Consider the following 26399-nt stretch of genomic DNA (forward strand, 5'->3'; position numbering starts at 1 on the left):
TGGTGACGAGCTTAGAAACATATAAAATTCGCATTGCCAGACAGGATGAACCTGCAATGCCAGCCTTGTCGGCCTCTGTCACTTCGATATTGAGCGGCGAGGGTGTTAAAGGGCTTGTCATAAAGGCAGAATTTCGCCGCGAAATGAAATAAATGGGCGCGCTGGAGGAATAAGGTAGTCTGAATAATGTCTTCGCAAATAATGGACCCCGCTCCTGGCTCCATAGCGATCGGGAGCCTTGCTCAAGCAAATAGGCATAAGCGACGATTTGATGCTGTCATCACTCTTGAAGATCCAAACGCACGTCAGAATTTGAGGCTTCGATTTAGTCGGAAGCCTGCGCCAGCGCACCTTGTTCTCACTTTCGAAGATGTGGATGTCACGAATTTGGGCATCCGGGTCGCGACCGTCGAACAGGTTCGCGAGGCGATCGAATTTGCTCGAGTTAATGCGGATGGATCATTATTGGTTCATTGCTTTCATGGCGTTGGGCGCTCGGCTGCGATCGCTCTGGCTATAATCGCTGATCGGCTCGGTCCCGGGGCCGAACGCGAGGCGCTTGATCACCTGCTGATGGTCCGCCCCGAAGCTACGCCAAATCTTGTTGTTGTGGAATTGGCCGATCAGATTTTGCATCGATCAGGGCGGTTGGCGTCTACCGTGGCAGTCTGGGAGGCGACCGTGCCTCGACTCGCGGTAGCGAGAGCTGCCAGGCTGCAACTGGCGCAGGCACGCCCCGATCTTTATGCTCGTCTTGACATCGGTCGCTTTGTACAATGACTTAAAAATGCTGCATTATGTCGATATTTTTATATTATGCTTCATAAGTGACGCATTGTATGTTTTGCAGCCGCTGTGGCATCGATGATCGATATATCCTCAAATGTGAGGAATTGTTCTTGATATTTGCGGATAACAGCTCATATTAGAGGTGTTATGCAAATCATGTCCGCAATGCCTGAGGCGACAAAGCTGGCCGAACTCGGCCAGCGTGCGCAGCAATATCGCGTTGGAATGAATCTCACTCAGGTCGAACTGGCCAGGCATGCTGGGGTGTCGCGCAGCACGGTCGAACGATTCGAAGCAGGAAGTTCGGTTCAGCTCGACAAACTGCTGCGGATATTGGGAGCGCTCAGGCTGTCCGACAATCTCAACCAGTTGATTCCAGAGGCAGGCATTCGTCCGATTCAACTGGCAGATTCCAAGGTCGAGACCCGGCAGCGCGCCTACAAGCGCAGGAGCGCTTCGGCGAAGGAGCAAGGCTGGACCTGGGGCAAGAAGACGTGACGACCGCTGAAGTCTGGTTGTGGGGCAGCCGCATCGGGGCGGTGACGCTGCCCACCGGCGAACGGTTCGCAAGCTTTGAATATGATCCAGCATTCCAACGAAGCGGGATCGGTCTGTCTCCGTTGAACATGCCGCTAGGCGGTGTTGTATATCGGTTTCCAGCGTTGCCCACGCAAAGTTTCCACGGCTTGCCCGGTATGCTCGCCGACGCCTTACCCGACAAATATGGCAATGCCCTGATCGACGCATGGTTGGCGACCCAAGGCCGCACAAGTACGGATTTCAACGCGGTCGAGCGCCTTTGCTATACTGGCACACGCGGTATGGGGGCGCTCGAGTTCCGGCCTGTTCAAGGACCTACATCAACCAAGGCAGATTCCGTCGAGATCGAGGACCTAGTCAAGCTCGCTTCCGAAGTGCTCGTCCATCGCAAGGATCTGCGTGTCACGTTCGCGAGCGATGAAAAGGCGGAGGCGCTGCGCGAAATCCTGCGCGTCGGTACATCCGCTGGCGGGGCGCGCGCGAAGGCGATTATCGCCTGGAACGCCGACACCAACGAAGTGCGTTCCGGGCAGGTACAGGCGCCGGAAGGCTTTGGCTACTGGCTGATGAAGTTCGACGGCGTTGCGAATAACAAGGATCACGAACTTGCTGATCCCCAAGGATTTGGGGCGATCGAATTCGCCTATTCGAGGATGGCGGCGGCGGCCGGCATTGAGATGGCAGAATGCCGGCTGTTCGATGAAGGCGGACGGCGGCATTTCATGACCCGCCGCTTCGACCGGCAGGCCAATGGGGATAAGCTGCACATGCAGTCGCTCGCGGCCCTCGCCCATCTCGATTTCAATGAGCCGCGTGCCAATACATATGAGCAGGCATTCACAACGATCCGAGCACTGGGGCTCGGTCAGGACGCGCTCGACCAGCAGTTTCGTCGGGCCGTATTCAACATCGTCGGGCGTAACCAGGACGACCATGTTAAGAACATCGCCTTCTTGATGGATCCCGCTGGCAACTGGCGGCTCGCTCCGGCGTTCGACATTGCCTACGCCTACAATCCAGGCGGCGATTGGACTTCTCAGCATCAAATGTCACTGGCGGGCCAGCGCGATAATTTCACACTCGACAGCCTGATCGCCGGTGGCAAATCCGCTGGTGTATCAGCGCGAGCCGTCAGGACGGTCTTGGGTGAGGTAACGGAGGCGATTGCGCAGTGGCGTGTCATCGCCACGGATGTCGGAGTGCCGCCCGGCTTTGTCGATGACGTCGAAGCCCACTTCCGGCTCGATCTTAGATGATCCAGCAATGCTTAAAGGCATCCAGCAAGTAAGTTAGAAGGACTTGCGATTCCGGGCGATGCTGTTATTATGACTTTCAGCGAATTTCCGATGAAAATCCTGCTTTAAATTCAATCGCTTAGATGTCCATTTCTTCCTCTCTTCTGGAAACCATGCAGCATCAGCGCGTCGCGCGAATGACCGGCAATGGTGCAGAAATGGTCGTTCACCATCAGGAACCGGCCGTCGAGCGCCACATGGGCGATGCCGACCGGCGCCTGATCGAAGGTCGCACGAAAACGGCGCTCGCTCTGGCGCGCATGACTGGCGGCAAGATGCGCGCGCGCGGCATTTTCGATCGACAGAAGGACAAGGTCGAGCAGCGCTTCGGCCGCCGGCCCGCCATGTTGCAATCCGACGGTGCCGATGATCTGTCCGTCGATGCGCACCAATGTTTCGAGGCCCGCATCGGCACGATCACCATCACCAAAGGCGATCCGCTCGCCCTGCCAGCGCAGGTCGATCCACAGCGCCATGCCGTCCGTCAGCGATCCGGCGATGCGGATATAAAGTTGTTCCACCCGATGCCGGAACGCTTCCAGCGGCAATATGCCATGCGCGTCTGCCGGAATCGGTGCGGCTTCGGCCAAGGCAACGGAGAGGGGAACGAACCGCATCCGACGTTCCATGGCCCGGTTCTGGTAAAGGTCGCGTTACTGTTGATGGTCGTTAACCGCGATTCCCTTTCGCGGCCTTTCGCGCTAGATGATCTGCAATGACTTCCAGCAGCTTCATCGACATTGCGAGGCGGCGATGCGCGCTGCGCTGAACATCGGCCGTTCGATATTGGGCCAGCCCTGGCATTGGCGCGGGCTGTCGGCGGACGGGCGCGATGCGGATTTCCGGCCCGACGATCTGGTGACGCAGATATTACTGGCGCGCGGCTGCACACGCGACGATCTGGAACGGCAGCGCGCGCCGACCATCCGCGCCTTCATGCCCGATCCGTCGCTGTTCCGCGACATGGACCGGGCGGCCGAGCGGATCGCCGATGCCGTGATGAAGCGTGAGCGCGTGACCATCTTCGGCGATTATGACGTTGATGGCGCGACCAGCGCGGCGCTGCTCATTCGCCTGCTCGCCGACCTTGGCCTCCAGGCCCAAGCCTATATCCCCGACCGCCTCATGGAGGGCTATGGGCCGTCGGGTGAGGCGCTGGTGCGGCTGGCAGAGCAGGGCAGCAGTCTGATCGTCACCGTCGATTGCGGTGCGCAGGCCTTCGATGCGCTGGCCGCCGCCCGTGCGGTTGGTGTGGACGTGGTGGTAGTCGACCATCATCAATGCGCGGCGACGCTTCCCGACGCCTGGGCGCTGGTCAACCCCAACCGGCTGGACGAAAGCGAGGAAGGGGCCGCGCATGGGCATCTGGCTGCCGTGGGCGTGGCCTTTTTGCTCGGTGCTGCGCTGATCAGGGTTCTGCGCGCGCGCGGCTGGTTCCGCGACCGGGCGGAGCCCAAGCTGCTCGACCTGCTCGATCTGGTGGCGCTGGGCACGGTGGCGGATGTGGCACAGCTGCGCGGGCTTAACCGGGCCTTCGTGGCGCAGGGGCTGAAGATAATGGGTCAGCGGCGCAATATCGGGCTTGCCGCGCTGATCTCCGCGTCGCGGATCGACCGTGCGCCGGAATGTCGTGATCTGGGCTTCGCGCTCGGCCCGCGCATCAATGCTGGTGGCCGTGTGGGCCGGGCGGATTTGGGTGTGCGCCTGCTCACCACGAGCGATGCGGGCGAGGCGGCGACGATCGCGGCGGAACTGGACCGCCTCAACGAGGAGCGTCGCGCCATCGAGGCGCTGGTGCAGGAACAGGCGGCCGAGGCGATGGCCGGGCAGCATAATCGCTCCGTGGCGGTGGTGGCGGGGCAGGGCTGGCATCCCGGTGTTATTGGTATCGTCGCCGGGCGCCTGAAGGAAAGCAGCGCCAAGCCCAGCATCGTCATCGCGCTGGATGAACAGGGCGTGGGCAAGGGTTCCGGCCGGTCGATCACCGGCGTTGATCTGGGCGCGGCGGTGCTGGCGGCGAAAGACAGCGGCCTGCTAGTCGCCGGCGGCGGCCATGCCATGGCGGCGGGCCTGACCGTGGAAGCGGGCAAGGTGGAGGCACTGGCCGATTTCCTGGACCAGCGTCTTGCCGCCGACGTTGCCCGGTCACAGGAGGGGCGCGCGCTGTTGATCGATGCGCTGCTGGCGCCGCGCGGGGTCAATCCCGATTTCATCACCGCGCTGGACGATGGTGGTCCCTATGGCACGGGCTGGCCGGCGCCGCGCATCGCCACCGGACCAGTGCGAATCATCAAGTCCGATATTGTCGGCAACGGCCATGTTCGCGCCATCGTCGCGGGGGAGGATGGTCGGTCGATCAAGACCGTCGCCTTCCGCCACGCCGAAACCGAATTGGGCCAGGCGCTGCTCGCCGCGCCGCGCGACCGGCGGCTGTGGGTGGCGGGTCGGGCCAAGATCGACGACTGGGGCAGTCGCCCTGCCGCCGAACTCCATCTGGAGGATGCAGCCTGGGCGGACGGGTGAGCGGATGGATAATTTGCCCGCACAGGGTTGACCGGTGGCATGGAGTTGCGTATCGGCCCCTCCACCCAATCGGTGCTGGCACGTCCGGCACCGCGATGGCCCCTTCGTCTAGCGGTTAGGACGCGGCCCTTTCACGGCTGAAACACGGGTTCGATTCCCGTAGGGGTCACCAGCTAAGTAGTTGATATTGTTAGGGGGAATCGCGAAAATGCGGTTTCCGTGGCACTTTCGTGGCACATTTGGCGTTTTTCGAGGCCACCCCAGCCCCCGTTCCAGGCTCTTTTAGATCACCTCAATAGCTGCCCAGTAGACGAGGGATTCGTTCGCGGCAGCCGCCACCGACAGGCAAGCCCTCCCCACAGACCAGCCAGACATCCGCGTCAGGAACCGTAGATCTGATTGAGCTTGGCTGCTTCGCGGCCATAGTCCGCGTGATCGATCCATTTCGAGTAGTGCCGGAACAGCATTGCCGCGCTCTTGTGGCCAAGCTGGCGGGCGATATAGGCCGGGTTCACCCCGCCCATCAGCGCCGTCGTCGCGTAAGTGTGGCGCGTTTGATAGGCATCACGGCTGCGGATGCCGAGCGCACGCAGTGCGGGATGGAAATAGAGCTTCCGCTGATCCTGCACGTCCGGCCACGGCGTGTTTGTGACCGGGTTGATGAAGATCGGCGAATCGAGCCCCCGCATGAAGCTGTGCGCCTTCTGGCGTCTAAGCACGGCCATCATTCGCGGAGTAAGATCGACGTCGCGCACGGTCCTGGTCTTGGTCGATTTCTCCACGGCCCGGACGCGGGCACGCTCGACCCGGATGGACTGGCGCTTCCAGTCGACGTCGCGCCACTGGACGACGATCTGTTCGCTGGGACGCATGCCGGTCCCGAAGGCGAACTCATACCAGTTCCAGACCTGCTCGTCGTAACGCTCGTGCATATAGGTGAGGATGCGTTCGGTCTCTTCCCGGTCGAACGGGTCCGGCTCGCGTTTCTGATGCTTCTGGCTCTTGATCCGTTCCAGCGGCGAGCGGTCGATCAGCTCGTCGTCGAGAGCCATCTCGAAGATGCCGCGCAGCGGAATGACGTTGTTGTTGATCGTCTTGCCGCTGACCTGCTTCGCCCGGTCGGCGATGACCTTCTTGATCTCGCTCGGCTTGATGCTCTTGAGTTGCCGCTCACCGAAAGCCGGCGACCAGACATTATTGATCGCCGACACATAGTCGGACATCGTCGATTTCTCGACTACGAGCGTTGCGAGCCACTCTTTCGCATAAGTCTTGAAGCCCGCGTATTTGTTCCGGTCGGGTTTGGCATCACCCTTGGGAAACGTGCTTTCATAATCGAAGACGCCGAGATCGATTTCCTGATGGACACGGGCCATCAAGCGCTCGGCCGCCTTGATGTTAGCGGATGTGGGTTGGAGCTGGAGCGTTTCGCGATAGAGCCGCCCGTTCCAGCGGAAGCGGACGCGAATGCAGCTTTTCAGCGGCTCGACGCCAGTCCCTGGCCGTTTTCTACCCATTTGTGGAAGCCTTCGAGGTCGATGCAGATGCTGCCATCGGGAGCGCGGCGATATTCGCGGCCCTGAATCCACACGCCGTCGGCGATCTTTCGATAGACCGCTTTCTCGGTGTAGCCGGTCAGCTCGGCGAAGCGCTTGATGCGCACGTAGCGCGCGCCCGTCATGACAGTGCTCCGGTTGAGGAAAGGAAACCACGGACAGCCAACCGTCCGCTGCTTCCTCTCTCCTCCCGCTCCCTTCCCTTCCGGCCGATCTGCGATGACCGCATGGCCGGCCGACCAGGACGGGCAGGCGCTCGCGAACGTGGGTCTGGATAATCCTCGCAGAAATGGCGCATGGATCGCTGGCCTGTTGGGCAGCGCAAGCAGGCCATGACGCGACGTCAGTCTAGCATTTCGATCCTGGTCCTAAAAAGAGGCCAAGATCGCATATTTGGGCAACCCACTGCCTAATCTCGTGCTTTCGCCTGTCAGCCTATTGGCGTTGTCGCGCCTTGGAAGAGACTCGCAGCGTTCCACTCGCCGTTGTTGATGGCCTCGAAGAATGGGACAAATGATCGGGACGCATGGCGGCCTGCCGCGCGCGATCGCGGGCGCGCTGATTGACAGGAGGGGGTGGAGCCTCGATCGTCTCGGCGTCATCGTCAACATGACCGGTCCGCTCGCCGGCATGGCCTCCGCAATGCTCACCGGGTGGCTGGCCAACAGGCTCGGTCGGCGGCGGATACTTCTTGTCGCAGCGGCCGTTCAGCTTCTAGCCGTTTTCGCCGTGGCGGCAGCGGTCATGGCGACGGCAATCCCTGCCGCTGCCGTCGCCGCATGTGCAGTCGGTTATTTTCTCCTCTACACGCCCGCCGCAACCGCCCTCGCCGTCGTCATGATGGACCGCACCGCCGGTGAGGCGCCGGCCACGGACTATTGTCAGGATGTTTGCCGGGCGCGCGCCGCGATACGCTTGCGGGCCATGCCGATATGCTTAACCGGCGGAGCGTCGATGCCGCGTTCTTCGTTGGACCGATGATCGACGCGGACATCATAGCCGAGCGCCGCGAACTTATCGTTCAGCATCATCGCCCAGGCCGCGCGGATTTCGAGCAGCTTCACGCGGCTGTTCCATTCGCGCGGTTTCCGGCCGAACATGCCGTCGACAATCGGACGGGTCGGTATCAGCACATAGCCATGGTGGCGCTTGCCTCTGGGCGTATCGCCCATTTCGATCAGTGTCAGGTCGGCGGCAAAACCCGCGATGCAAAATATCTCGCTGGCGAAACGCTGCAGAACCGCGATCGACGCCGGCAGGTCCAGTTCATCGGGCAGCGCCACGTCGAACTGACGGCCAAGCTGCGCATCCTTGCGGATTTCGGCGGCTTCGAGCGCGTTCCAGAAACACTCGCGATCCTCCCACTGCGCGGGGCCCCCGGACGGCAGTATCAGCGCAGACCAGGCAACCGCCCGCTTGTTCACGAAATTGGAAAACCGGCCGTAGCGCTCATCGTACAGGCGGCAGCTGTTTTGCCATGCCGCGGCCGCGACGATACTGCGTCCGGCGCCGCGGCTGATGATATTCACATGGAAATGAAAGATCGCCATCTTTTCCGCCTGTCCCAGCGTCACGCCCGAACCGGACCGTCAATTTTCATGACTGGTCCTTCCCGCCGTCCCGCTACCATTCGGGTGAGAGGTCCTGTTTCAGCCCGGCGATCACCGCATCCGAGATCGCCTCAATGCATGTGCGTTCGATGCTGGCCAGGTCACCGTGGATCAGTTGCCGCGGGAACCGCATGCGTTGGCCCGCATAGAGGACAGGCAGCGCGATATGCGCGGTCGATGCACCGAGCCGGAGCAGTGCGATCAGATGATCCTCCAGCCTAATCCCCGGATCGCCGGACTCGATCGCGCGATACCAGCGCAGGCTTCCGCCCATTTCGGTGGCGACCTCCAGCTGCGTCAAACCGAGCGCCTTTCGCGCCTGCCTGATCTTCTCGCCGGAGAGCTTCTTGAGTTCCTTGAAGATCGACAGGTCGACGTCGGCGAATTTTCCATCGGATGCCATATGTCCTTCCTCCCCGGTTCGGCCCGTCGGGCTCTGTGGGTAATCCGGCAAAGGTAGGATCGTGGAGTAACCAGCATCAAGAATAGATGCCGATGATTTTAGAGGAATATCTCTGCCCATTTATAGCGGATGCGCGACCATATTTATGTTTCGACGCACAATGAGCAGTTAATTTCCATTTTCCTCCAAATCGGATCATTCAGGAACTTTATTGCCGAACCGGCACCAGATCAGTCCATGTGATCCCGAAAGCGAATTTATAAGGCTAAGTTCGCATATTTACGGCTAATATCGCCATTTCAGGCACCCCACTGCCGGGGCCTGTTGCAATCCTCTTCGTTTCAAATCACTCAGATCGTGTTGCGAGGGTTCAAGTCGAATCGGACCTGATACTTCGGACCATTAAGTATTCATCAACCATGGCGCGGGGCGCCAACATGGAGTCGTGCATGATGCCGATTGCCAAAGCGATGACGGCTGCCCTGGGCACACTGATCGTCACGACGACAGCCTGTGCCGGACCCGGCGGACATGGCCGACAGACAGTTATAGCGCCGGTGGCCGAGCAGCCGCGCATCGTGGTGGCGACGGTCGATGGGTTCGTTCTGCGCGCCGCCGTGACGAACCGGATGGAGTCGATGCCCGCACCCGTCACTGCCGAGCACATCCCGGTGGGGTCGGGCACGCATGTCGATGCGCGCCTGCTCTCCCGCCCTGCCAGCACTCTTCAGGAGAGATCGCATGCACATCCATAAGCCCACCCGCCTGTTTGGTGCGGCAGCCCTCGTCCTCCCCTTGTTGCTCGCTGCTCAAGGCGCAGCGTTCGCGCAAGCCGCCGATCCGCTTACCGCCGCCGCGCGCGATGCCGAAAGCGAGTTGCGGCAGACCTTCGTCAATCTGCAATTCGAGGATTTCGGGCCGGCGCCCGTCAAGGGCCCGATCTATCAGGCGACGGCGGGCGGCCGCATCATCTACTATGCGCCTGACAGCGAACATCTGTTGTTCGCGGAAATCTACGACCGCAACGGCCAGAACCTCACCGCGCTGGCGCAGAACGCCGCTTCAGCGAAGAAACTCGCCGGGATCGACACCGGCATGGCCCTCGCCATCGGTCCGGCGGGCGCGCCCACGGTGATTGAGTTCACCGATCCCGACTGTCCCTACTGCCGGGCGCTCGACCGCTTCTGGGCGGCGAAAGCGGCCGAAGGCAAGCCGGTGCGGCGCCTGATCTTCTTCGTCTCCGGCATCCACGCCGAGGCCGCCGCCAAGGCCGAGCATGTCCTTTGCTCCCCGGACAAGGAAGCGGCGTTCAAGGCGATCTACGCCGGAACCGCGCCCACGCCTTTGCGCACATGCGCGGAAGGCAAGGCCAGGGTCGAGGCGCATGCCGGAATCGTCGGCAAGACCGGCATCACCGGCACGCCGACCCTGATCGCGGACGGACAGATGATTTCCGGTTTCCGGCAGGCCGAGATCGAGGCGTTCCTCGACGGTAAGAAGGCGCTCGCCAATGCCGGCCGCTGATCGCCTTCCGGCTCCTCACATCGCGAACGCGCGGTGCATCGGCTCTGCCGCTGCCGCGCAAATCCCAATGCCGGCGGCGGGACCCGAACCGGGCCGTCCAGCCTCGCCGTCGGCCGACAGCGATCCTCATCGATGCCGGCAAGCAGTCCCCGGAGCGGCCCATCTTCCCTGGAGCAAGTGCATGTTGAAAACACTCGGCAGACAATCCGCCTCAATCGCCAATGTCGGCATTCCCGTAACCCTGCTCGCGCTGCTCGGGGCCGGTGGGGCTCACGCCTTCTCGGCGCCGGCGGCCGGCGACCTCGGCTACGACATCTACGATATCGTGGTCAATCAAGGGGTCAAAGGCCCGCTCGGCTTCGTCGGCGGCGTCGCGGCCTTCCTGTTCGGCGTGAGCAGGCTCTTCTCGAACATCATGATCGGCATCCCGACCATCGTGGCGGCCGTCTGCCTGATCAAGGCGGACTCGATCCTCCAGACATTCGGAATGGTCATCTGACGGATTGGTCCGCCGCCGCGCCTGGGCGCGGTCGGCGGACCTCAACGGGCCAGGGCGCATGAGGCGCACTGGCGGGACAACCCCCGAAGTTCAACCAGCTTCGCAGGGAGGTCACGACGCAAGGAGGAGAAGGCTCGTGGACGAGCGGCTACCCCAATATCTGCACAAACCCGTCCAGATCCTGTGGTTCGGATCGGACGAGTTCGTGCTCGTGATCACGGTGATCTTCGTCGCCGTGATCGTGGGCGGGATGCTCGGTTGGGCGCTCGTCGCGGGTCTTCTCCTTTTCGTTCCCTGGCTCCGCACCAAGCCGCGCGGCTTCATCCCGCACATGGCCTGGCGCTGGGGCCTGGTCCGCTGGTCCAACTATCCGGGTCCGACCCAGACTCGGTTCTACGAATGAGGCGGGCCATGTTCGGACGCAAATCCCCCGGCACACCCCCACGCGATCCGCTGATCGGCAAGCCGGGCAGCTATGGCATCCACCGCTACCTGCAAGGGGCGAGCAACCTGTTCGAGGAGAACCGGCTGTTGAAGCTCGCCGTCATCGGCCTGTTCGGGATCACGGCGGTGCTGGGCACGGTGATCTACACCTCCAACCAGAACACCCGGACGATCATCGTCCCCTACGGCGCGGGCGGCGACCTCTATGTCACGGGCGGCGAGCCGTCCGAGGCCTATCTGCGCTCGATCACGCGCAATGTCGTGTCGCTCTCGGGCACCTACTCCGCCTACTCCGCGGATCGGCAGTTCCAGGAACTGCTGAGCATCACGCACCCCTCGACCTACAACAGCCTGCGCGACAGCCTCAACCGGCTGCTCGACGAACTGGCCAATAATCCGACGCTCTCGATCGCGACCTATATCCGCCCCGACCAGCCCGTCACCTGGACCCGGACCGAGATTCTCGTGCCGGTCGAGAAGGTCCGGGTGATCGGCGGGGTGATCCGCAAGTTCCGGGGCAATCTTCGGATCCGTTACGTGATCGACAATGGCCGCTTCTGGCTGACCGCCCTCAATGAGGAAAATTTCGATGTCCAGCCTCGCTAAGTCCGCGCGGCCGAGCCTGATGCTGCTCGCCCTGTCGCTTGCCGCTCCGGCCGCCGCGCAATCCATCATGGTTCTGCCCGACCAGACCAGCACGATCCGCCTGTCAAACCGCGACATCAACCATGTCATCTGTTCGGGCGGAGAAATCGAGGACGTCAGGTTCAGCGCCGAAAAGGCGATCGCCGTGGAGCGCGCCGGTTCCGACGCCTGGATCAAGTTCCTCGTTCGCGAGATCGACGACGCCGGGATGGTGACGCGCAGCTTCGTCACCGTGCCGTCTGAGTTCTTCATCACCTGCAACGGCGCGGTCTATGCGCTCTATGCCGAGCCGTCGGATATTCCGGCGCAGACGGTGATGCTCCAGCCCGGCGCTCCCCAGCGCGCCCGCGCCAATGAGGAACTGCTAGGACCCCTGGTCGAAGAAGAGCGTGCAGTCTCGATCACGCTCTCGATGCTCCAGGACCGGATCCCGGCGAGCTTCACCAGCGTTGCGCCCCGATCCGGGCCGATCCGGCTCGCGACGCTGCCGGGCGCCACGCTGGAGGAACGACGCCGCATCGAAATCGACGGGTCCGGCCTCTCGGCATCGGAATATCTGGTCTCTGCCGCCGGCGGCGCGCAGCTCGACGAACGCGGTTTTCTCGACGGCGCGCTCGGCGCCAACATCTTCGCGATCACCCTCGACCGGGGCAATATCGAGGCCGGGGAAGCCGCGCGGCTGATCGTCGTTCGCCGGGGAGCCGGGCAATGAGCGGCGGGGACTCTCGCGGCGGTCGCGGGCCCCGCGGGCGCGGTCCTGCCGATCGCGCGGAGGAACTCGACCTCGACGGCTATGAGGCGGACCGCCCTCGTCCTGGCGAGAATACGCGCGGCCCCGCGCTGCTCGATCTCAAGACGCGGTGGCAAACGCTGACCGCACGCCAGCAGCTGCGTTTGAGGCAGCTTGGCGTTGCCGGTGCGATCGGCGTGCTGGGGCTCGGCCTCTACACGGCCAGCGGCGACAAGACCGAGCAGGCCGCGCCATCGCCCAGTTCGAAGCTCGACATGGGCGCGGGGCTTCGCGGCGACAGCCTAGAGGTCAAGCTGCGCGGCGACCTGCAGAAGATTCTTGATGGACAGCAATTGCTCGGCGATCGCGTCTCCGCCATCGAGGAAGGCAAGGTCGCGCCCGGTTCCGGCACGCCGCCCCATGCGCTGGACGGCGATCTTCCTCCGGCGATCCCCGGCTCGGTTCCCGACTTTCCCGAACCGCCCGCGACCGGTGACATCGATCCTTCCGTCGCGAAGCCGCCCGCGCCGCCCGCCGCGCCGCCAGCGCCTCCGGCCCCGCCGGTCGAGAAGACCGTGGGCGCGATCGGCGCCGCGACCAGTCCGGTCGCGGCCGCCGATGGGGCACAGGCCGCTAAAAAAAAGACGCGGACCATCTATTTGCCACCTGGTTTCATGAAGGCGCGGCTGCTGACCGGGATCGATGCGCTGGCGAGCCGGGATGCGACCAACAATCCCGAACCGTTGATCGCGCGGGTGCAAGCCCCCGCCGTCCTGCCCAATGACGTCAAAGCCAACCTCGCCGGCTGCTTCGTCATCGGCAACGCCACCGGCAGCCTCGCGAAGGAACGGGTCGAAGTCCAGTTGGTCAGCCTCTCTTGCGTCGATTTCGACGAACGCTCGGTGGTCGACCAGCCCATCAAGGGCTTCTTCGTCGACGCCGACGGCAAGAAGGGCCTCTCCGGCAAGGTCGTCACCCGCGCCGGCGCGGCCCTTGCCCGCGCGTTCATCGCCGGGACCATCACCGGGGTCGCCGATACGGTCCAGAATACGGTCGGCGACGTCTCGACCTCGGCGCTGGGTTCGGTGCGCACGCTCGATGCGGGCGACGCCGCCAAGGCCGGCATCGCCGGCGGCCTGTCGCGATCGTCCGAGAAGCTCACCGATTTCTATCTCGATCTCGCGCGCCAGGCGGGGCCGATCGTTGAGGTCGGCGCGGCGAAGGACGTCGTGGTTGTGATCCAGGAGGGCGTCACCCTCGATATCAAGCCGACCGCCGGAAGCAAGTTCTGATGCGCCGGCTCCTCATCCAACAGGGAGTATCGCCCATGCGGCCTCTATCGCCCGCGCGCCGATCGCGCGCCCTCTCCCCGCTTCTTCCGGTCTGCGCCGCCTTCATGCTGAGCGGCTGCGCGACGATGGGCTCGATCATGTCGCCCTATAGCGAGAAGTTCAGTTGCAAGAACGACGATCACGGCCAGTGCATCCACCCTGAGAAGGCCTATGCCGATGCCGTTGCGGGCGTCGCGTCGAAGTCCGATCCGGCGGTCACCAGGGACAGGAAGTTGCTCAGGGACGGCAAGGCCGCGCGCGGTTCCACTGGAACAACGTCGGGCGCCTTCGCCGGTTATCGCGATAGCGTCTATCGCGAGCTCCAGGGGCTGATCGAGCAGCCGGTCACGCCGATGCTCAAGCCCCCGCGTTCGGTCCGGACGCTGATCCTGCCCTATGCCGACCGCCAGCGGCCCGACCGGCTCTACATGCCGCGCTATGTCTATTCGCTGGTCGAGCGCCCGCAATGGGTGGTCGGCGACTATCTTGTCGCCCCGGTTTCGCCCGCGTCCCGCGCGAACGTGCTCGAACAGGTCAGGGACCGCCCCGACGATGGCCAGAATGATGCGGGGGCCCGGCCATGACCAGCTATCAATCGGGCATGACGCTGGCGCGGCTGCGCCGCAGCGTCGAGCGCGACAGCTATTCCGATTTTCTTCCGCTCGCCGCCTGGGTCGAGGAAGAACAGGCCTTCCTCACCATCGACGATGGCTGGGGCTATAGCTGGGAGCTGATCCCCTCCCCCTACATGTTCGCCCATGTCCATGAGGCGCTGCTGGGGCTGCTCAACGTCAATTTTCCCGAAGGCACGATCCTCCAGCTCCAGAGTTTCGCCGACCCGCTGATCGACGATGCGCTCGACGCCTTTCTCGACCTCAAGACACGGCCCGATCCGCTCATCCAGGCCTCGGCCCGGCGCACCTTCGACTATCTGCGCGCCGGCACCATGGGCTTGAAGGCCCTGCATGGCATCCCGATCCGCGATTTCCGCGCATTCCTGTCGGTCAAGACGCGCGCGCCGATGGACAGCGACCTGCGCCGCCAGATCGAGGAGCAGCTCGCCAAGCTCGGCATCCGCCCGATGGCGCCGAGCGAGATCATCTCGCTCTACCGGCGCATTTTCAACGGCGTTCATGCGCCCGCGCCCGGCGTCTTCACCCAGACCGCCGACGTGCCGCTGCGCCGCCAGATCATCGATGCCGGGCCGGCGCTCCGCTTCGACGGGCCGGAAGTATATCTGGGCAACCAGGTGGCGCGCTGTCTGACGCCCAAGTCGCCGCCGCGGCGGATCACCGCCGAACGTGCCAATCGTCTCACCGGCGGCATGCGCGGGTCGTCCGAGGACAGCGACCAGATCGGCGGGCCGTTCCTCTATACGCTCAATGTCCTCTTCGATCACTCGGCCTTCGAGATCCACAAGCGCGCGCAGATTCTCTCGGCGCAGAAGGCGGCGGGGTCCTTCGCGGTCGAGGTCGGCAAGCAGATCGAAGAGATCGGGTGGATCCTGGACGAGGCCGGAAACACCCGGTTCGTCTCGGTAATCCCCACCAAGTGGGTGTTCGGCCGCGACCGCCATCAGGCCCGCGAGATGGCGGCGCGCGCCAAGCGGCTGTGGGAGAGCGAACCGCTGCCGTGGATGGTCCAGGAGGAATCCTACCTCAACCCGATCCTGCTGGCCGCGAGCCTGCCCTTCGGCCTGTACCCCGAGCGACGCACGATCGGTATGCTGCAGCGCGATTTCCGCGTGCCGGTGCGCGCGGGCGTGCTGATGTCGCCGATCCAAACCGATTTCCGGGGCGGCGGGCGGCCGGCGCTGCTCTACACGGGCCGCAAGGGGCAGCTCATCACGCTCGACCTCTTCGATCCGCGTATCAACAACTACAACTTCATCGTCTCGGCGGAATCGGGCGCGGGCAAGAGCTTCCTGCTCAATAACCTGTGCCAGCAGTATTTCGCGCAGAACGCGCTCATCCGCATCATCGACATCGGCGGCAGCTACAAGAAGCTCTGCACGCTCTGCTCGGGCCGTTACATCGATCTGGGCGAAGAGCATCTCGTCCTCAATCCGTTCGACCTGGGGCTCGCTCTCGACGGCGACGATCGAGAGTCCGCGATCTCGATGGCGGTGTCGATCGTCGCGGAGATGGCCAACGCCGGGACGCGCAAGGGCGTCACCACGTCCGAATGGAACCTGCTCAAGTCCGCCGTGCAATGGGCGATCGAGAGCGGCCGCGCGGAAGCCGGGATCGATGCGGTGCGCGAATGGCTCGGCTCCTATCCGGCCAACACCGTCTCCGATCTCGACCGGGTCGACCACCTCGTGCCCACGGCGCGCGAATTGGCCTTCAACCTGCGTGATTTCGGGTCGGACGGAGCCTACGGCCATTATTTCAACGGTCCCAGCACGTTCGACATCTCGAACGATGAATTCGTGGTGCTCGAACTCGAGCGCCTGAAGGCCATGCCTGACCTGTTCAACGTGGTCGTCATGGTGGTGATCAACGCGGTAACGCAGGAACTCTACCTGTCCGCCCGTGATCGCCCCCGCTTCGTGCTGTGCGATGAAGCCGCGCAGTTCATGACCCGCGAAGAGGGCCAGGACCTGTCGCGCCTCGCCGAGGCGATCAGCCAGGGCTATCGCCGCGCCCGAAAATATCGCGGCAGCTTCGGCATCATTCTCCAGAGCATGAACGATCTGCTGCTGTTCGGCGGCACGGGACAGGTGATCCTGGAAAATGCCGCGACGCGCTTCCTCCTGCAGGGATCGACCTATGACAAGGCGGTCGAAAACAAGATCCTCGACTATTCGGGTTTCGTCCTCGACCTCCTGAAATCGGTCCGCAACAACAAACCGAACTATTCGGAAGTCTTCATCGACAGCCCGCTTGGCCTCGGCATCGCCCGGCTCGTCGTCGATCCGTTCAGCTACTGGATCAACACCTCCGCGCCCGAAGACGTGGCCGCGTTCGAGGCGCTGGTCCGCGCCGGACGCTCGCCGCTCGAAGCGGTGTGCGATCTCGCCGGCGTCGATCCCGCCGGGATAATCGGCACGTCCTTCGATGACGCAGCGCCGCTGAAGCGGAGCGCGCTGTCATGACGCGGCGCTCCCCCTCCCCCGACCAGTTGCCGCTCCGGCTCGTGGAGAGCCCGGATGAGGATATCGAGCGGATCATCGAGGCGCGCGTCGCCGCACGGGCGGAAGCCGACGCATTGCGCTGGCGCTTCCGCCTGGTGGTCATCGAATCCGTGATGATCGCATCGCTCGTGCTCGCGGCCGGGCTGGTGCTCGAACAGCCCGCTGGCATCGTTCTTCGCGGCGCGGCGATCGTTGGCGGCGGCTGTTTCCTGACCGGGCTCATCCTCATCGGCCTGACCGGGGCCGCGGGCCGCTTGCTCGCAAAACTCAGGAGGAAAAGATGATGCTGGACATACTCCCGCCCAGTGGCGGCAATGAGCGCCTGACCCTCGTCGTGCGCAGGCCGGACGAATCCCTTCACGACTACCTGGTCCGCTGCCAGTGGGAACTGGGCGACCGGGTCCGGTTCCTCGCGTCCGTTCGCGATGCGCAATGGACCATCCTAGAAAGCGAGCGCCAGCGCTGGCGGCGGCACGCTCTCCTGCTAACCTTCACCGGGCCGGTCATCACCGCCCTGGCCTATGCCGCTCTTGGCTTGTGCGGGGCCGCGGACAGCGTGCTGCCAGTGCCGCTCATGGCCGGGCTGATCGCCTGTGCCGGAATTGCCGGCGCCGCGCTGGCGATCGGCATCGCCCGCATCATCGACAGCATCCCGAATTGGCTGGTCACGCGGAGGGCACGGAGATGGGCATGAACGGCAGCTTCTCCGGCTCGCCCGACCCGTCGTCGATCCGGCCGCTGATCGGCGACATGATCCGTTGGCTTGCCCGACAGATCGACGGCGGGATCGACGAAATCCCTCCTCGTCCCGGAAAACGGCCGGAGAATCTTTTGATCCGTCCAGGGATGGCCCCGCGCCTGCCGGGCGAGACGCAGGAAGCCTACGTCGAACGCCTGCATCGCTCGAATGAAGCCGTGCTCCTGATCATGACCCGTTCCGCGCTTGCCATGGAATATACGTCCGGTCGGGACGAGAGGATCGCGGCTCTGCGCTTTCGGCAGATCGTGGGCCTCGAAGCGGCGGCGGCCTCGATCATCGTCGGCCTGTTCCTGCTCGTCCCGGAAATGCCCCTGTTCATGCGGGCGGCCATTCTTGTCCTGACGCCGATCGCGCTTGTGCGGGGAGGACTTTGGTTCCTGCACCGCGCGTCGAGGATGGCAAATGCCCTCGCCCGACATGCCGAAAGGTGGGGCCGATGAACGGCATCTTCTCCGGCGCGCCTTGTCCGTCATCCATTCGCCTGCTGGTCGGCACCCATCTGCTGTTGATCCTCCAGTCTTCGCTGGTGCTCTGGTCGGCCCCCGACCTCGGCGGCAGCCAGGCGCTGATCTGGCTCACGCTGTTCCTGGGCGTCACCGCGTTCATCTGCGCGGTCTGCGGCGAGAGTCGTACGCCTGCCGTTCCCTGGAGGGAGCGCCGCCGTGGTCGATAGACGTGTCCCCCAAGGCTGGCATGTCCTCGCCATCCAGTCCGCGCTCATCGCCGGGTGTCTGGCCGGCGCGCTGATCGTCGCGGGGGTGGCCCACGCCGAGACATCGACCATTGGTCGTACATGGCCGATCGCCGAGCCCGACGCGATGGCCGAGATCGAGGCGCGTGCCGCAAAGCAGCCGCCCAATATGGCCGAAAAGTTCGGGCCGCGTTCGGGCTGGAGCGCATTGAAAGGCGCGACGCTCGGTGTCGCGCGCCAGAACCAGGTTCGCAGCGTTGTGCCGTTCTACACGCTCGATCAGGAAATCCGGCTGCCGGACGGCAAGCTGCTCTATCCTGCGGGCTTCACCTTCAACCCGCTGACCTATGTGTCGCTGCCGCAGAAGCTGGTGGTCGTGCATCCCCGCGATCTGGGCTGGGCGCTGAAGACCGCCGCGCTCACCGACTGGATCATCCTCACCGGCGGTGGGGACGCAAAGGACGATGCGCTCTCGCTTGGCGAGAAGCACGGCCGTGCCCTCTTCATTCTCGAGGAGCGCGTGAAGGAGCGGTTGGGCCTCACCGTCGCGCCCGTGATCGTCCGGCAGGTCGGCCAGAAGCTGGAGCTGACAGAGGTGCGCGTCGATCGCGCTCCCGTACGAAAGGCCATCCCATGAGTCGGCTCATCTCGATGCTGCGCACCGGCGCGGCGGCCCTCGCTCTGGCGCTCGTCGCGCCCGCCACGCCTGCGCATGCCTCCAAATGCGAGGCGGGCACCGTGTTCAATCCGATCACCAAGGTGCGCTGGAACTGCATCTTCCCGATCACGATCGGGGGCGTGCGGGTGGGCTCCTACGATAAGCTCGACAAGGAACTGGACGCCCAGTCGGCCTCCAAACCGCTCTGCGCCTGCCGCAAGGGTGCGACCTTCTGGTTAGGGGTCAAGGTTTCGTTCTGGTCACCCAATCGCATGGTTGATGTCGTGACCGAGCCGGGCTGCATGATGGCGCTCGGTGTCGATCTCATGCCGACCGGTGGGAAATTGCAGGGCAGCCAGTCGTCGATCTCGGACGGCACCAACACCCGCAAGATGTTCGCGCAGGCGCATTATTACATCTCGCCGGTCTGGAAGATGCTCGACATGTTCACGGACCTGCCGTGCATCGAGGATGATGGCTTCGACGTCGCGATGATCACCGAGGTGCTGCCGACCTGGCAGTCGGGCACATTGGGCGCTATCATCCAGCCCGAAGGCATCCTGTTCGGCAATCCGGCGGCCGGCCTCGCCTGTATGGCCGACAGCGCCGCCGCAGCTGCTGGCAAGGTCATCGATCCCCTGTTCTGGTGCATGGGCTCCTGGGGCGCGACCTATCCGGTCGCCGGCGACATCCATTTCGGGGACAGCGTCGAGGCCTGGGCGGGTCTCGCCGCGCGCTCGACGTTCATGATGGGCAGGCTGGGCGCTCTCACGATCCACTCGGCGGACGGCTGCTCGTTCAAGCCGCAGCCGATCTGGACCAAGAGCCGCTACAAGATGCAGATCATGGAGCCGGTCAAGGGCGGCAAGTGCGTCAACATCGGCCGTCCCGGCGCGCTCTGGACATCGGGCAAGCACGCGCCGGGCAAGGACAATGCCCAATTCATGTTGTTCGAGAAGGCGATCTGCTGCGCGGGGATTTCCACGCCATGAGCAGATCGCTTCCCCCAAACCGTGCGTCTCGCGCGGGTAGCTGCCCCGCTCGTCACGGAACGCTCCCCACCGTGAGCGGGCGCGCGGAAGGAGCGGCGGTGTGCCTTTCAACCGCCGCTCCCCCCTCGGTCAGCGCGGCCGAAAGCCCCCCGCCGGGGCCGGCAATGCCCCCTCCCGCCGTATCTCCGGTGGCGGCCGCGCTGACCATTTTTGAGGGACAGGCCGTCTTCAGGATACTCTCGCCCGGATCCAGCGCGTTCCGGGCGGGAGACGTGCTGCGCTTCGCCCATGGCTCGCGAACCACCCGCGCGAGGACGCCATGGTGAAGCGCGGCATCCTCCTCCTCGCGGCCAGCGCTCTGGCGCCGGCGCCGCTCTCGGCCCAGACGGTCGAGGACCGCGCCCGCGCCGCCGCCGAAGCATCCCGCGCGAAGACCTCGGACAGCGATGCGATCCAGCAGAATTATCTGACGCCGGGGCTTGCCGGACAACCGATCTCGACAGTCGACAACAGCCGGACGTTCAACCCCAATATAGCGTGCCAGAAGACGGCGACGCTGCTCGAACTGATCGCGCAGCCGGCGGCGACCGGCGATATCGGCACGCTGCGGATATCGCGCGACAAGGATCTCGACGGCACGGTCGACCAGACATTGACCCTGCCGGTGCCGGTATCGGGCATTTGCGCCAATGGCGTCGTCTCCTGTCAGCCGGGCACCTGGAACCAGTGCAAGAGCTTCAAATGGGATGTTGCGTCAGGCGGCGATCTCAAGCTCGCGCAAGTCGACCTGACCGATCTCGCCGGTTGCTACTGCATCAACAACAGCTGCGGCAGCAACCTCGTCTGGGGCAATATGGCCTCGGTGCTGAAAGACCTGGGCGGCGGCGTCATCGGCGCGCTCACCACGGCCGATCCGCGCGTCGGCGTCGCGCAGGCGGTGATCGACGGCCCGGCCATCCGTTACACTGGCGCCCAAAGCACGGCCTGCTCGCCCAACCCCGCGCTCCCGCAGACGGCCTATCGCGCCAGTCCCGCCACGATCCAGGGCGATGCCGCGAGCGTCGCCGCATCGAACAGCATCTTCCAGGCGCTCAAGGGCTCGCCCGCCGGCGTCGGCAAGGCCGAGCAGATCCGGTCCTGCACGATCACGCGGGAGGTGTCGTTGAACGCCGTCAAGGCGGACGATGTGATCGCGCATCTCGGCGGCGCCTATGCGATCTATGCGCCCGCACCCGATCAGCTCACATTGCAGATGGGCTCGCCGCGCGACGACAGCCTGCGAGGCGGGAGCTGCCGCATCTTCGAGTTTTCCATGCGGCTGCGGATCGATGATCCCGATCGCCTCGCGCAGTTCCGGCTCTCGCACTATTTCTTCGACGACTGGCTCCAGCTTCGCATCGACGGCGAGCTCGTGCTGTCCAATCCGGCGAACTGGACCGGGACCGGCCTGCCGCCCGGCAAGTGCGAGCGGAAACGGACCTGGCATGCCTATCCCAATCTCGACCTCAAGCCGTGGCTGACCCGCGGCGAGCATGTCATTTCCATGCGCATCGCGGTCGGCGGTGAAGGAGAGGCCTTCGCGCAGTTCGATGCAATGCTCGACCTCAGTTGCAACCCGACCGAGCGGATCGTCGACCTGTGCGCGGGCTATGCCGGCGACGTCAATTGCGCGCTTCATGACGAAAGCGTCGATGGCGTCGAGACGTTCCGCAACGGCGTCGGCACCGGCCTTACACCCCTCCCCCAGGCACGCCTGTTCGAGAGCGGCGCCTGCTCGCTCCGTCTCGCGCGGCCATGGTTCGAGCGTCAGCGCCGTTATCGTTGTACCGTCGATACCGGATCGATGCCGGAACCTGATCTGAGCCGCGGCGCCTATATCATCGACCATTCGACCGAGACCATGCTGGCCGACCGGACGAGGACCTCGGACGGGGGTTATGCCACCGCGTCACGGCCCTTCGCGCTGCCCGATCGCGGCTCGGTTCCGGCCTGCGAGCCGGTCTGCAAGACCCGCGCGCCCGCGCGCAATACGGCGGCTACCCTCGACGGAGTGGTCGGCACGAAACAGAATGCGCCTGTCGGGTGGGACACCTTCTACCATGCCTGCACGGCGGCAGGCGGCGGCGATGTCTGCCCTGTGGGTCCGGGCGAGGAAATCGTCTCGGCCTGCGGCTGCCTCGACGATTTTCCCGAAGCCGTCGTCATGATGCAGACCGTCCGCCTCGGTGGGGCCGACATGGTCTGCACGGGGGAAGTCCGATGATCGGGCGCCTCCTTCCCTGGCGGAAGCGCGCACAGCTGCTTGCGCTCGGCCTGTACGGCTTGCTGCTCGCGGGGCATGTCACGCCAGCGCAAGCGCAAACGCTCCCGGTCTGCGCGGTCGATCTCGATGGCAACGGCGATGCCGGTGATCCTGGCGAGGTCGCGAACTGCACGATCATGGCGGATGAAGAATGGCTCTGCCCGATCCAGCAAGTGATGTGCGTGGCCGATGCCGAGGGCGCGTATAGCTGCCCGCTCGGCAGCCAGCACTCATGCCTGACGCCGGTCGGCGGCGGCACGCCGATGTGCTCGCCCAATGCCTGCACCGGCAGCGACGGCACCGGAATTGAGGACGATCCCATCGTCGACGATCCCGGCGCGCCTGCCGATGGCGAAGTCGATGCCGAAGGGCATTGCCTCGGCAATATCGAGATATTCGCGGGACGCGCGGTGCGCTGCCGCCCAGCGGGTCTCAAGACCACCTTCTCGAACTGCTGCAAGGACAAAGGCAAGATCGTCAAGGACGGGATGGGCTCGTCCATCTCGTCGATCGGCACTAAGATCGCGGTGGCGAAAGGCGTCTTCACCGGCATGAAGGCCGCCTATGGCGCGTTCAAGGCGGGCGCGACCGCCGGCCAGGCCGCGAGCTCCGGCGCGAACGCGATCATCGCCGGGATCGATCCGACCTCGATCGCCATCAGTCTCGCGATCAATTTCATGATGGATTTCCTCCTGTCCGGCTGTGACCAGCAGGACATGGAAGTGGGCATGCTGCGCGGGTCGGGCATGTGCCACGAGGTCGGGACGTATTGCTCCTCGAAGATCCTCGGCATCTGCGTGCAGAAATCCAAGGGCCACTGCTGCTTCAACACCAAGCTTGGCCGCATCATCCAGGAACAGGGTCGCCCGCAGCTCAAGAGCTTCAACGGCCTTGGCTGGGGCACGCCGAAGAACCCCTATTGCCGCGGATTCACCCCCGAGGAATTCCAGGCGCTGGATTTCAGCAAGATGGACCTCTCCGAATATTATTCCGAAATCGAGGCCCGCGCCCAGGCCGACATCCAGATCGACATGAAGGACAAGATCGATGCCTATATGCAGGTCATCGGCCAATAACGCGCGCGTCTCGCTCGCGCTGGCCGGTATCGCTTTCCTCTCCACCTCCGCGCCAGCGCAGGACACCGCTCCGCCGGTAAGCGCGAGGGAGCGCGCGCAAGAGCAAGGCGACACGGCGATGGACCGGCTCGAACGCGCCACCGCCGCGCGCAAGGCCGAAGCGGAAATGCGCGGTCCGACCGCGCTGCCGACGCCATCGGACGAGACCCGCCGCCGCGCTTTCGAGGGGCTGCGCAAGCGCGCTCCGTCGCCGGCGATGGATGCGCGGGCGCGAACCGCGCTCGACAACGGCAAGGAGGCCATGGCCGCCGAGCACGACGCCATGGCCAGACGGCTCGGCCAGGCGCTCGGTCTCGATGCGCCCGACATGCAGGCCGTAGCCGGCATCACCACGCCTCCCGAAACCAAAGGCTGGGTGCCGGTGCTGTTCGTCTCGTCCTCGATGCCGGTGACGACATTGCGCATCTATGCCGGGCAGCTCGAACGGGTCGGCGGCGTGCTGGCCTTTCGCGGGATGCCCGGCGGGCTCACGAAGGTCGCGCCGATGGCGAAACTCTCCGCGGAAATCCTGCGCCATGATCCGGGATGCGAAGGCCCGGCCTGCGCGATGCGCGACGTGCAGTTGATCGTCGATCCGCTCATTTTCCGCCAGCACGGCGTCACCCGCGTCCCCGCACTCGCCATGGTGCCCGGCGATCCGGCGCTGCCCTATTGCGAGCGCGAGGATGATGCCCCGCGCGCCGCGCATGTCATCTACGGCGACGCCGCACTTTCAGGATTGCTCGAAGAATATGCCCGCCTCGGCGGCAAGCAGGAGGTGCGCGATGCTCAGACTCGCCTTCAGGGCCGCTAGATCCGGCTGGGCCGAACTGAAGCTGCTGCCGCTCAAGGCCGCGGTCGCGCTCGGCAGTTCGGGGCTCGGCCAGCCACCCCGACCCGAACAGTTGTGGAAGGCGTTCGGCATCGTCCTGCCGGTGGGCCTGCTGACGTGGTGGGCCATTCCCCAGGCGACGATCGTGATGAGCCCGTCGATCGACGCCTGGCTCGTCCGCAAGGCGCCGGGGCCGATCCATCGCGGCGATTTCGTATCGTTTACCCTGTCGCATCCGCTCGCCGGTCCCAAGCCGGTCGATGTTACCAAGATGGCGCTGTGCCTGCCGGGCGACCGCATCGACTGGATCGAGAAGCCGTCGTCTGCATCTGGCCCCATACATCCCGGCGAATGGGATGGCTGGTACTATTGCAACGGCAAGCTGCTCGGGATCAGCAAGCCTTATGGGCACAATGGGCAGAAGCTCGACCATTGGCGTCCGATGATCGGAACGATCCCGCCGGGCATGATCTATGTCGGCTCGTCGCACGCCAGCGGGTTCGACAGCCGCTACTACGGCCCGGTCGAGATCGAGCGGCTGAAGCGCATGGAGAAGCTGCTGTGATCCGCCTCGCCCTCCTCATCGTGGCGGTGCTCCTGCCGATCCTGCCTGTCCATGCGCAGACCGGCGAGCAACGCACCGGCTACTGGTGGTATCAGGCGCCGCCCAAACCCACGGAAGAGGATGCCGATCCCGACGCTCTCAAAAAGCCGGTGATCCCGCCGATGGTCGAACTGGCCACCTGGACGCCGCCGAAGATCAGGAAGCTGATCGAGGAACAGCGCGACTACGCGGCGACCGTGCTCACCGTCGATGCGGTCGCGGATTTCTGGCGTCTGCAGGACTTCGCCCGGCGCAAGGCCCGAGCCTTCGCCGGTGTCACGCAGATCGCCATGCTGCAAAATCCCGAACTCAACGCCAAGTCCGCCAATCCGATGGTCGGCGAGGCGCGTGACCAACTCTCCGCTCAGAAGGATCAGGTCCGCCGCCAGTATCTGCGTAGCCGCGCCAATGAATTCGCGCTGGTCATGTTCTCGCGTTCGACCTGCGGCTACTGCCGCGTCCAGTGGCCGATCGTCCAGCGCTTCCAGGACGAGATGGGCTGGCAGGTCACACTTCAGGACATCGACCGCAAGCCGGAACTCGCGCAGCGCTTCGGGGTCGAGGTCACGCCCACGACGATGGTGATCCGGCGGGGCAGCCAGCAGCGCATGGTGATCGCCAGCGGGGTCGAGGCCTATCCCAACCTCATCCAGATGGCCTACCAGGCGGTCCGGCTGCTCGCGGGCGATATCCGGCCCGAACAGTTCCTGACCGGCGCGGGCGAGGAAGACGGGTTCTTCGACGCGCTCGCCAACGGCCCGGTCTCCGCCACCGATCCGCGCGTCCTGGGCGGCGATCTGGTGGACGTTCGGATGGGACCCCGGCCATGATCCGCTTTGCCCCCATCCTGCTTACGGCGATGCTCATGGCCAATGGATCCGCGCACGCGCAGGCGCCGACGCACGAACAGGCGATGCGCGCGGCGATCCACCCGGTCGCCACCGACGCGAAGATGCGCCAATGGCTCGCCCGCGTTCCGGTGACGCGCGACTGGCCGCCCGACTTCGCCGAAACCATGAAAGGCCAGGCCCCCGCGTTCATCGTCGAGATGAGCACGGCGCCCGGCTGCATCCCCTGCGCCGATCTCTGGGCGCGGCTCGGCACATTGGGGCAACGCTATGGCTGGAAGGTCCGCACGATCGGCAGCCAGGAAGCGATGCTGCGCTCCGGGCGCCTCGGTCTGCCATGGGTCGGGCATCCGGTCGCCTGGGTCCGCCCTGTCGCCGATTCCAATCGCATCATTCCCGTCGCGATCGGCACCGATCACGCGCCCAACCTCGCGCGCAATCTCTACCTCGCCGCCAAGATGCTGACCGGGGTGAAGCCCGCTGTCGGCGTGCGCGGCATGGCGAAGTTCACCGGAATCGTGGCCGCGCCCACGCCTCCATCCTCCAACCGAGCAAGGAACTGACATGGGGAG

General features: G+C 64.4%; 30 protein-coding genes and 1 tRNA gene. 26 read left to right on the plus strand and 5 right to left on the minus strand.

Going from position 1 to position 26399, the window contains the following annotated elements; genetic code table 11:
* The first annotated feature begins 387 nt into the window (after positions 1–387).
* The 3 genes from CMV14_RS18010 to CMV14_RS18020 all read left to right on the plus strand — a co-directional run bounded on the left by CMV14_RS18010 (position 388) and on the right by CMV14_RS18020 (position 2585).
* Positions 388–780 (plus strand): dual specificity protein phosphatase family protein, encoded by a 393-nt coding sequence (locus CMV14_RS18010; RefSeq protein WP_176489030.1) that lies wholly within the window; start codon positions 388–390, stop codon positions 778–780.
* A gap of 156 nt (positions 781–936) precedes the next feature.
* Positions 937–1287 carry a type II toxin-antitoxin system RelB family anti-toxin gene (gene relB / locus CMV14_RS18015; RefSeq protein ID WP_066962661.1) on the plus strand — a complete coding sequence of 117 codons (351 nt, stop codon included), beginning with the start codon at positions 937–939 and terminating at the stop codon, positions 1285–1287.
* Positions 1284–2585, plus strand: a complete 1302-nt coding sequence (locus CMV14_RS18020; RefSeq protein WP_066962658.1) for a type II toxin-antitoxin system HipA family toxin — start codon at positions 1284–1286, stop codon at positions 2583–2585. Before relB ends, CMV14_RS18020 begins: the two co-directional genes overlap by 4 nt.
* A 110-nt stretch (positions 2586–2695) precedes the next feature.
* Here CMV14_RS18020 and CMV14_RS27220 read toward each other — a convergent pair whose 3' ends face one another.
* Positions 2696–3253 carry a PAS domain S-box protein gene (locus CMV14_RS27220; protein WP_066962656.1) on the minus strand — a complete coding sequence of 186 codons (558 nt, stop codon included), beginning with the start codon at positions 3251–3253 and terminating at the stop codon, positions 2696–2698.
* Between the two features lie 124 nt (positions 3254–3377).
* On the opposite strand from CMV14_RS27220, the gene recJ reads away from it, so the two are divergent.
* Both recJ and CMV14_RS18035 read left to right on the plus strand, forming a co-directional pair.
* Complete coding sequence (recJ, locus tag CMV14_RS18030) at positions 3378–5147, plus strand: single-stranded-DNA-specific exonuclease RecJ (RefSeq protein ID WP_066962719.1); 1770 nt, start codon at positions 3378–3380, stop codon at positions 5145–5147.
* A gap of 97 nt (positions 5148–5244) precedes the next feature.
* Positions 5245–5319 (plus strand) — tRNA-Glu (locus CMV14_RS18035).
* A gap of 208 nt (positions 5320–5527) precedes the next feature.
* On the opposite strand, the gene CMV14_RS18040 is transcribed toward CMV14_RS18035, so the two are convergent.
* The 4 genes from CMV14_RS18040 to CMV14_RS18055 all read right to left on the minus strand — a co-directional run bounded on the left by CMV14_RS18040 (position 5528) and on the right by CMV14_RS18055 (position 8716).
* A complete protein-coding gene (locus CMV14_RS18040; RefSeq protein WP_021246312.1) occupies positions 5528–6664 on the minus strand; it encodes an Arm DNA-binding domain-containing protein in 1137 nt (378 codons plus the stop codon).
* Entirely contained in the window at positions 6625–6828 is a 204-nt protein-coding gene (gene xisR, locus CMV14_RS18045) for an excisionase family protein (RefSeq protein WP_021246311.1), read from the minus strand. Before xisR ends, CMV14_RS18040 begins: the two co-directional genes overlap by 40 nt.
* A gap of 756 nt (positions 6829–7584) precedes the next feature.
* Positions 7585–8253: a MobA/MobL family protein gene (locus tag CMV14_RS18050; protein ID WP_021690788.1), complete on the minus strand. Its 669-nt coding sequence runs from the start codon at positions 8251–8253 to the stop codon at positions 7585–7587.
* 73 nt (positions 8254–8326) lie between these two features.
* Positions 8327–8716, minus strand: coding sequence for a helix-turn-helix domain-containing protein (locus CMV14_RS18055; protein ID WP_021246309.1), 390 nt, complete (start codon positions 8714–8716; stop codon positions 8327–8329).
* Positions 8717–9165: 449 nt separating this feature from the next.
* On the opposite strand from CMV14_RS18055, the gene CMV14_RS18060 reads away from it, so the two are divergent.
* The 21 genes from CMV14_RS18060 (at position 9166) to CMV14_RS18160 (ending at position 26390) form a co-directional block, all read left to right on the plus strand.
* A complete protein-coding gene (locus CMV14_RS18060; protein WP_037484342.1) occupies positions 9166–9471 on the plus strand; it encodes a DEAD/DEAH box helicase family protein in 306 nt (101 codons plus the stop codon).
* Positions 9458–10240: a DsbC family protein gene (locus CMV14_RS18065; protein WP_021246307.1), complete on the plus strand. Its 783-nt coding sequence runs from the start codon at positions 9458–9460 to the stop codon at positions 10238–10240. Before CMV14_RS18060 ends, CMV14_RS18065 begins: the two co-directional genes overlap by 14 nt.
* A gap of 181 nt (positions 10241–10421) precedes the next feature.
* Positions 10422–10739 carry a hypothetical protein gene (locus CMV14_RS18070; protein WP_013846818.1) on the plus strand — a complete coding sequence of 106 codons (318 nt, stop codon included), beginning with the start codon at positions 10422–10424 and terminating at the stop codon, positions 10737–10739.
* A 136-nt stretch (positions 10740–10875) separates the two neighbouring features.
* The gene (locus CMV14_RS18075) at positions 10876–11142 is read left to right on the plus strand and encodes a type IV conjugative transfer system protein TraL (RefSeq protein WP_013846819.1); all 267 of its coding nucleotides are present in this window, start codon (positions 10876–10878) and stop codon (positions 11140–11142) included.
* A gap of 8 nt (positions 11143–11150) precedes the next feature.
* Positions 11151–11789: a TraE/TraK family type IV conjugative transfer system protein gene (locus tag CMV14_RS18080; RefSeq protein ID WP_021246306.1), complete on the plus strand. Its 639-nt coding sequence runs from the start codon at positions 11151–11153 to the stop codon at positions 11787–11789.
* Positions 11773–12540 carry a type-F conjugative transfer system secretin TraK gene (locus CMV14_RS18085; protein ID WP_021246305.1) on the plus strand — a complete coding sequence of 256 codons (768 nt, stop codon included), beginning with the start codon at positions 11773–11775 and terminating at the stop codon, positions 12538–12540. The genes CMV14_RS18080 and CMV14_RS18085 overlap by 17 nt, the downstream gene beginning before the upstream one ends.
* Entirely contained in the window at positions 12537–13850 is a 1314-nt protein-coding gene (locus CMV14_RS18090; RefSeq protein ID WP_021246304.1) for a TraB/VirB10 family protein, read from the plus strand. The genes CMV14_RS18085 and CMV14_RS18090 overlap by 4 nt, the downstream gene beginning before the upstream one ends.
* Positions 13851–13885: 35 nt before the next feature.
* On the plus strand, positions 13886–14473 hold the full coding sequence (locus tag CMV14_RS18095) for a TraV family lipoprotein (protein ID WP_031291881.1): 588 nt from the start codon (positions 13886–13888) through the stop codon (positions 14471–14473).
* On the plus strand, positions 14470–16986 hold the full coding sequence (locus tag CMV14_RS18100) for a TraC family protein (RefSeq protein WP_066962653.1): 2517 nt from the start codon (positions 14470–14472) through the stop codon (positions 16984–16986). Before CMV14_RS18095 ends, CMV14_RS18100 begins: the two co-directional genes overlap by 4 nt.
* Positions 16983–17309 (plus strand): hypothetical protein, encoded by a 327-nt coding sequence (locus tag CMV14_RS18105; RefSeq protein WP_013846825.1) that lies wholly within the window; start codon positions 16983–16985, stop codon positions 17307–17309. The genes CMV14_RS18100 and CMV14_RS18105 overlap by 4 nt, the downstream gene beginning before the upstream one ends.
* Positions 17306–17719, plus strand: a complete 414-nt coding sequence (locus CMV14_RS18110) for a hypothetical protein (protein WP_021246300.1) — start codon at positions 17306–17308, stop codon at positions 17717–17719. Before CMV14_RS18105 ends, CMV14_RS18110 begins: the two co-directional genes overlap by 4 nt.
* Positions 17716–18225 (plus strand): hypothetical protein, encoded by a 510-nt coding sequence (locus CMV14_RS18115; RefSeq protein ID WP_037484338.1) that lies wholly within the window; start codon positions 17716–17718, stop codon positions 18223–18225. Before CMV14_RS18110 ends, CMV14_RS18115 begins: the two co-directional genes overlap by 4 nt.
* Positions 18222–18458: a hypothetical protein gene (locus CMV14_RS18120; RefSeq protein WP_021246298.1), complete on the plus strand. Its 237-nt coding sequence runs from the start codon at positions 18222–18224 to the stop codon at positions 18456–18458. Before CMV14_RS18115 ends, CMV14_RS18120 begins: the two co-directional genes overlap by 4 nt.
* Positions 18448–19113, plus strand: a complete 666-nt coding sequence (locus tag CMV14_RS18125; RefSeq protein ID WP_021246297.1) for a conjugal transfer protein TraW — start codon at positions 18448–18450, stop codon at positions 19111–19113. The genes CMV14_RS18120 and CMV14_RS18125 overlap by 11 nt, the downstream gene beginning before the upstream one ends.
* Entirely contained in the window at positions 19110–20126 is a 1017-nt protein-coding gene (locus CMV14_RS18130; protein ID WP_021246296.1) for a TraU family protein, read from the plus strand. The genes CMV14_RS18125 and CMV14_RS18130 overlap by 4 nt, the downstream gene beginning before the upstream one ends.
* A gap of 319 nt (positions 20127–20445) precedes the next feature.
* A complete protein-coding gene (locus CMV14_RS18135) occupies positions 20446–22389 on the plus strand; it encodes a hypothetical protein (protein ID WP_013846831.1) in 1944 nt (647 codons plus the stop codon).
* The gene (gene traN, locus CMV14_RS18140; RefSeq protein ID WP_021246295.1) at positions 22386–23504 is read left to right on the plus strand and encodes a conjugal transfer protein TraN; all 1119 of its coding nucleotides are present in this window, start codon (positions 22386–22388) and stop codon (positions 23502–23504) included. Before CMV14_RS18135 ends, traN begins: the two co-directional genes overlap by 4 nt.
* Positions 23476–24357 carry a type-F conjugative transfer system pilin assembly protein TrbC gene (locus CMV14_RS18145; protein WP_021246294.1) on the plus strand — a complete coding sequence of 294 codons (882 nt, stop codon included), beginning with the start codon at positions 23476–23478 and terminating at the stop codon, positions 24355–24357. Before traN ends, CMV14_RS18145 begins: the two co-directional genes overlap by 29 nt.
* Positions 24329–24940: a S26 family signal peptidase gene (locus CMV14_RS18150; protein ID WP_021246293.1), complete on the plus strand. Its 612-nt coding sequence runs from the start codon at positions 24329–24331 to the stop codon at positions 24938–24940. The genes CMV14_RS18145 and CMV14_RS18150 overlap by 29 nt, the downstream gene beginning before the upstream one ends.
* Positions 24937–25809 carry a conjugal transfer protein TraF gene (locus tag CMV14_RS18155; protein ID WP_021246292.1) on the plus strand — a complete coding sequence of 291 codons (873 nt, stop codon included), beginning with the start codon at positions 24937–24939 and terminating at the stop codon, positions 25807–25809. The genes CMV14_RS18150 and CMV14_RS18155 overlap by 4 nt, the downstream gene beginning before the upstream one ends.
* Entirely contained in the window at positions 25806–26390 is a 585-nt protein-coding gene (locus CMV14_RS18160) for a hypothetical protein (protein ID WP_021246291.1), read from the plus strand. Before CMV14_RS18155 ends, CMV14_RS18160 begins: the two co-directional genes overlap by 4 nt.
* The last annotated feature ends 9 nt before the right edge of the window (positions 26391–26399 follow it).

Source organism: Rhizorhabdus dicambivorans, from assembly GCF_002355275.1.
Classification (GTDB): domain Bacteria; phylum Pseudomonadota; class Alphaproteobacteria; order Sphingomonadales; family Sphingomonadaceae; genus Rhizorhabdus; species Rhizorhabdus dicambivorans.

Coding starts and splice junctions, on each gene's coding strand:
- relB (WP_066962661.1), top strand. CDS start 937: ATGCAAATCATGTCCGCAATGCCTGAGGCGACAAAGCTGGCCGAACTC.
- CMV14_RS27220 (WP_066962656.1), bottom strand. CDS start 3,253: ATGGAACGTCGGATGCGGTTCGTTCCCCTCTCCGTTGCCTTGGCCGAA.
- recJ (WP_066962719.1), top strand. CDS start 3,378: ATGCGCGCTGCGCTGAACATCGGCCGTTCGATATTGGGCCAGCCCTGG.
- CMV14_RS18040 (WP_021246312.1), bottom strand. CDS start 6,664: ATGGGTAGAAAACGGCCAGGGACTGGCGTCGAGCCGCTGAAAAGCTGC.
- xisR (WP_021246311.1), bottom strand. CDS start 6,828: ATGACGGGCGCGCGCTACGTGCGCATCAAGCGCTTCGCCGAGCTGACC.
- CMV14_RS18050 (WP_021690788.1), bottom strand. CDS start 8,253: ATGGCGATCTTTCATTTCCATGTGAATATCATCAGCCGCGGCGCCGGA.
- CMV14_RS18055 (WP_021246309.1), bottom strand. CDS start 8,716: ATGGCATCCGATGGAAAATTCGCCGACGTCGACCTGTCGATCTTCAAG.
- CMV14_RS18060 (WP_037484342.1), top strand. CDS start 9,166: ATGATGCCGATTGCCAAAGCGATGACGGCTGCCCTGGGCACACTGATC.
- CMV14_RS18065 (WP_021246307.1), top strand. CDS start 9,458: ATGCACATCCATAAGCCCACCCGCCTGTTTGGTGCGGCAGCCCTCGTC.
- CMV14_RS18070 (WP_013846818.1), top strand. CDS start 10,422: ATGTTGAAAACACTCGGCAGACAATCCGCCTCAATCGCCAATGTCGGC.
- CMV14_RS18080 (WP_021246306.1), top strand. CDS start 11,151: ATGTTCGGACGCAAATCCCCCGGCACACCCCCACGCGATCCGCTGATC.
- CMV14_RS18085 (WP_021246305.1), top strand. CDS start 11,773: ATGTCCAGCCTCGCTAAGTCCGCGCGGCCGAGCCTGATGCTGCTCGCC.
- CMV14_RS18090 (WP_021246304.1), top strand. CDS start 12,537: ATGAGCGGCGGGGACTCTCGCGGCGGTCGCGGGCCCCGCGGGCGCGGT.
- CMV14_RS18095 (WP_031291881.1), top strand. CDS start 13,886: ATGCGGCCTCTATCGCCCGCGCGCCGATCGCGCGCCCTCTCCCCGCTT.
- CMV14_RS18100 (WP_066962653.1), top strand. CDS start 14,470: ATGACCAGCTATCAATCGGGCATGACGCTGGCGCGGCTGCGCCGCAGC.
- CMV14_RS18105 (WP_013846825.1), top strand. CDS start 16,983: ATGACGCGGCGCTCCCCCTCCCCCGACCAGTTGCCGCTCCGGCTCGTG.
- CMV14_RS18110 (WP_021246300.1), top strand. CDS start 17,306: ATGATGCTGGACATACTCCCGCCCAGTGGCGGCAATGAGCGCCTGACC.
- CMV14_RS18115 (WP_037484338.1), top strand. CDS start 17,716: ATGAACGGCAGCTTCTCCGGCTCGCCCGACCCGTCGTCGATCCGGCCG.
- CMV14_RS18120 (WP_021246298.1), top strand. CDS start 18,222: ATGAACGGCATCTTCTCCGGCGCGCCTTGTCCGTCATCCATTCGCCTG.
- CMV14_RS18130 (WP_021246296.1), top strand. CDS start 19,110: ATGAGTCGGCTCATCTCGATGCTGCGCACCGGCGCGGCGGCCCTCGCT.
- CMV14_RS18135 (WP_013846831.1), top strand. CDS start 20,446: ATGGTGAAGCGCGGCATCCTCCTCCTCGCGGCCAGCGCTCTGGCGCCG.
- traN (WP_021246295.1), top strand. CDS start 22,386: ATGATCGGGCGCCTCCTTCCCTGGCGGAAGCGCGCACAGCTGCTTGCG.
- CMV14_RS18145 (WP_021246294.1), top strand. CDS start 23,476: ATGCCTATATGCAGGTCATCGGCCAATAACGCGCGCGTCTCGCTCGCG.
- CMV14_RS18150 (WP_021246293.1), top strand. CDS start 24,329: ATGCTCAGACTCGCCTTCAGGGCCGCTAGATCCGGCTGGGCCGAACTG.
- CMV14_RS18160 (WP_021246291.1), top strand. CDS start 25,806: ATGATCCGCTTTGCCCCCATCCTGCTTACGGCGATGCTCATGGCCAAT.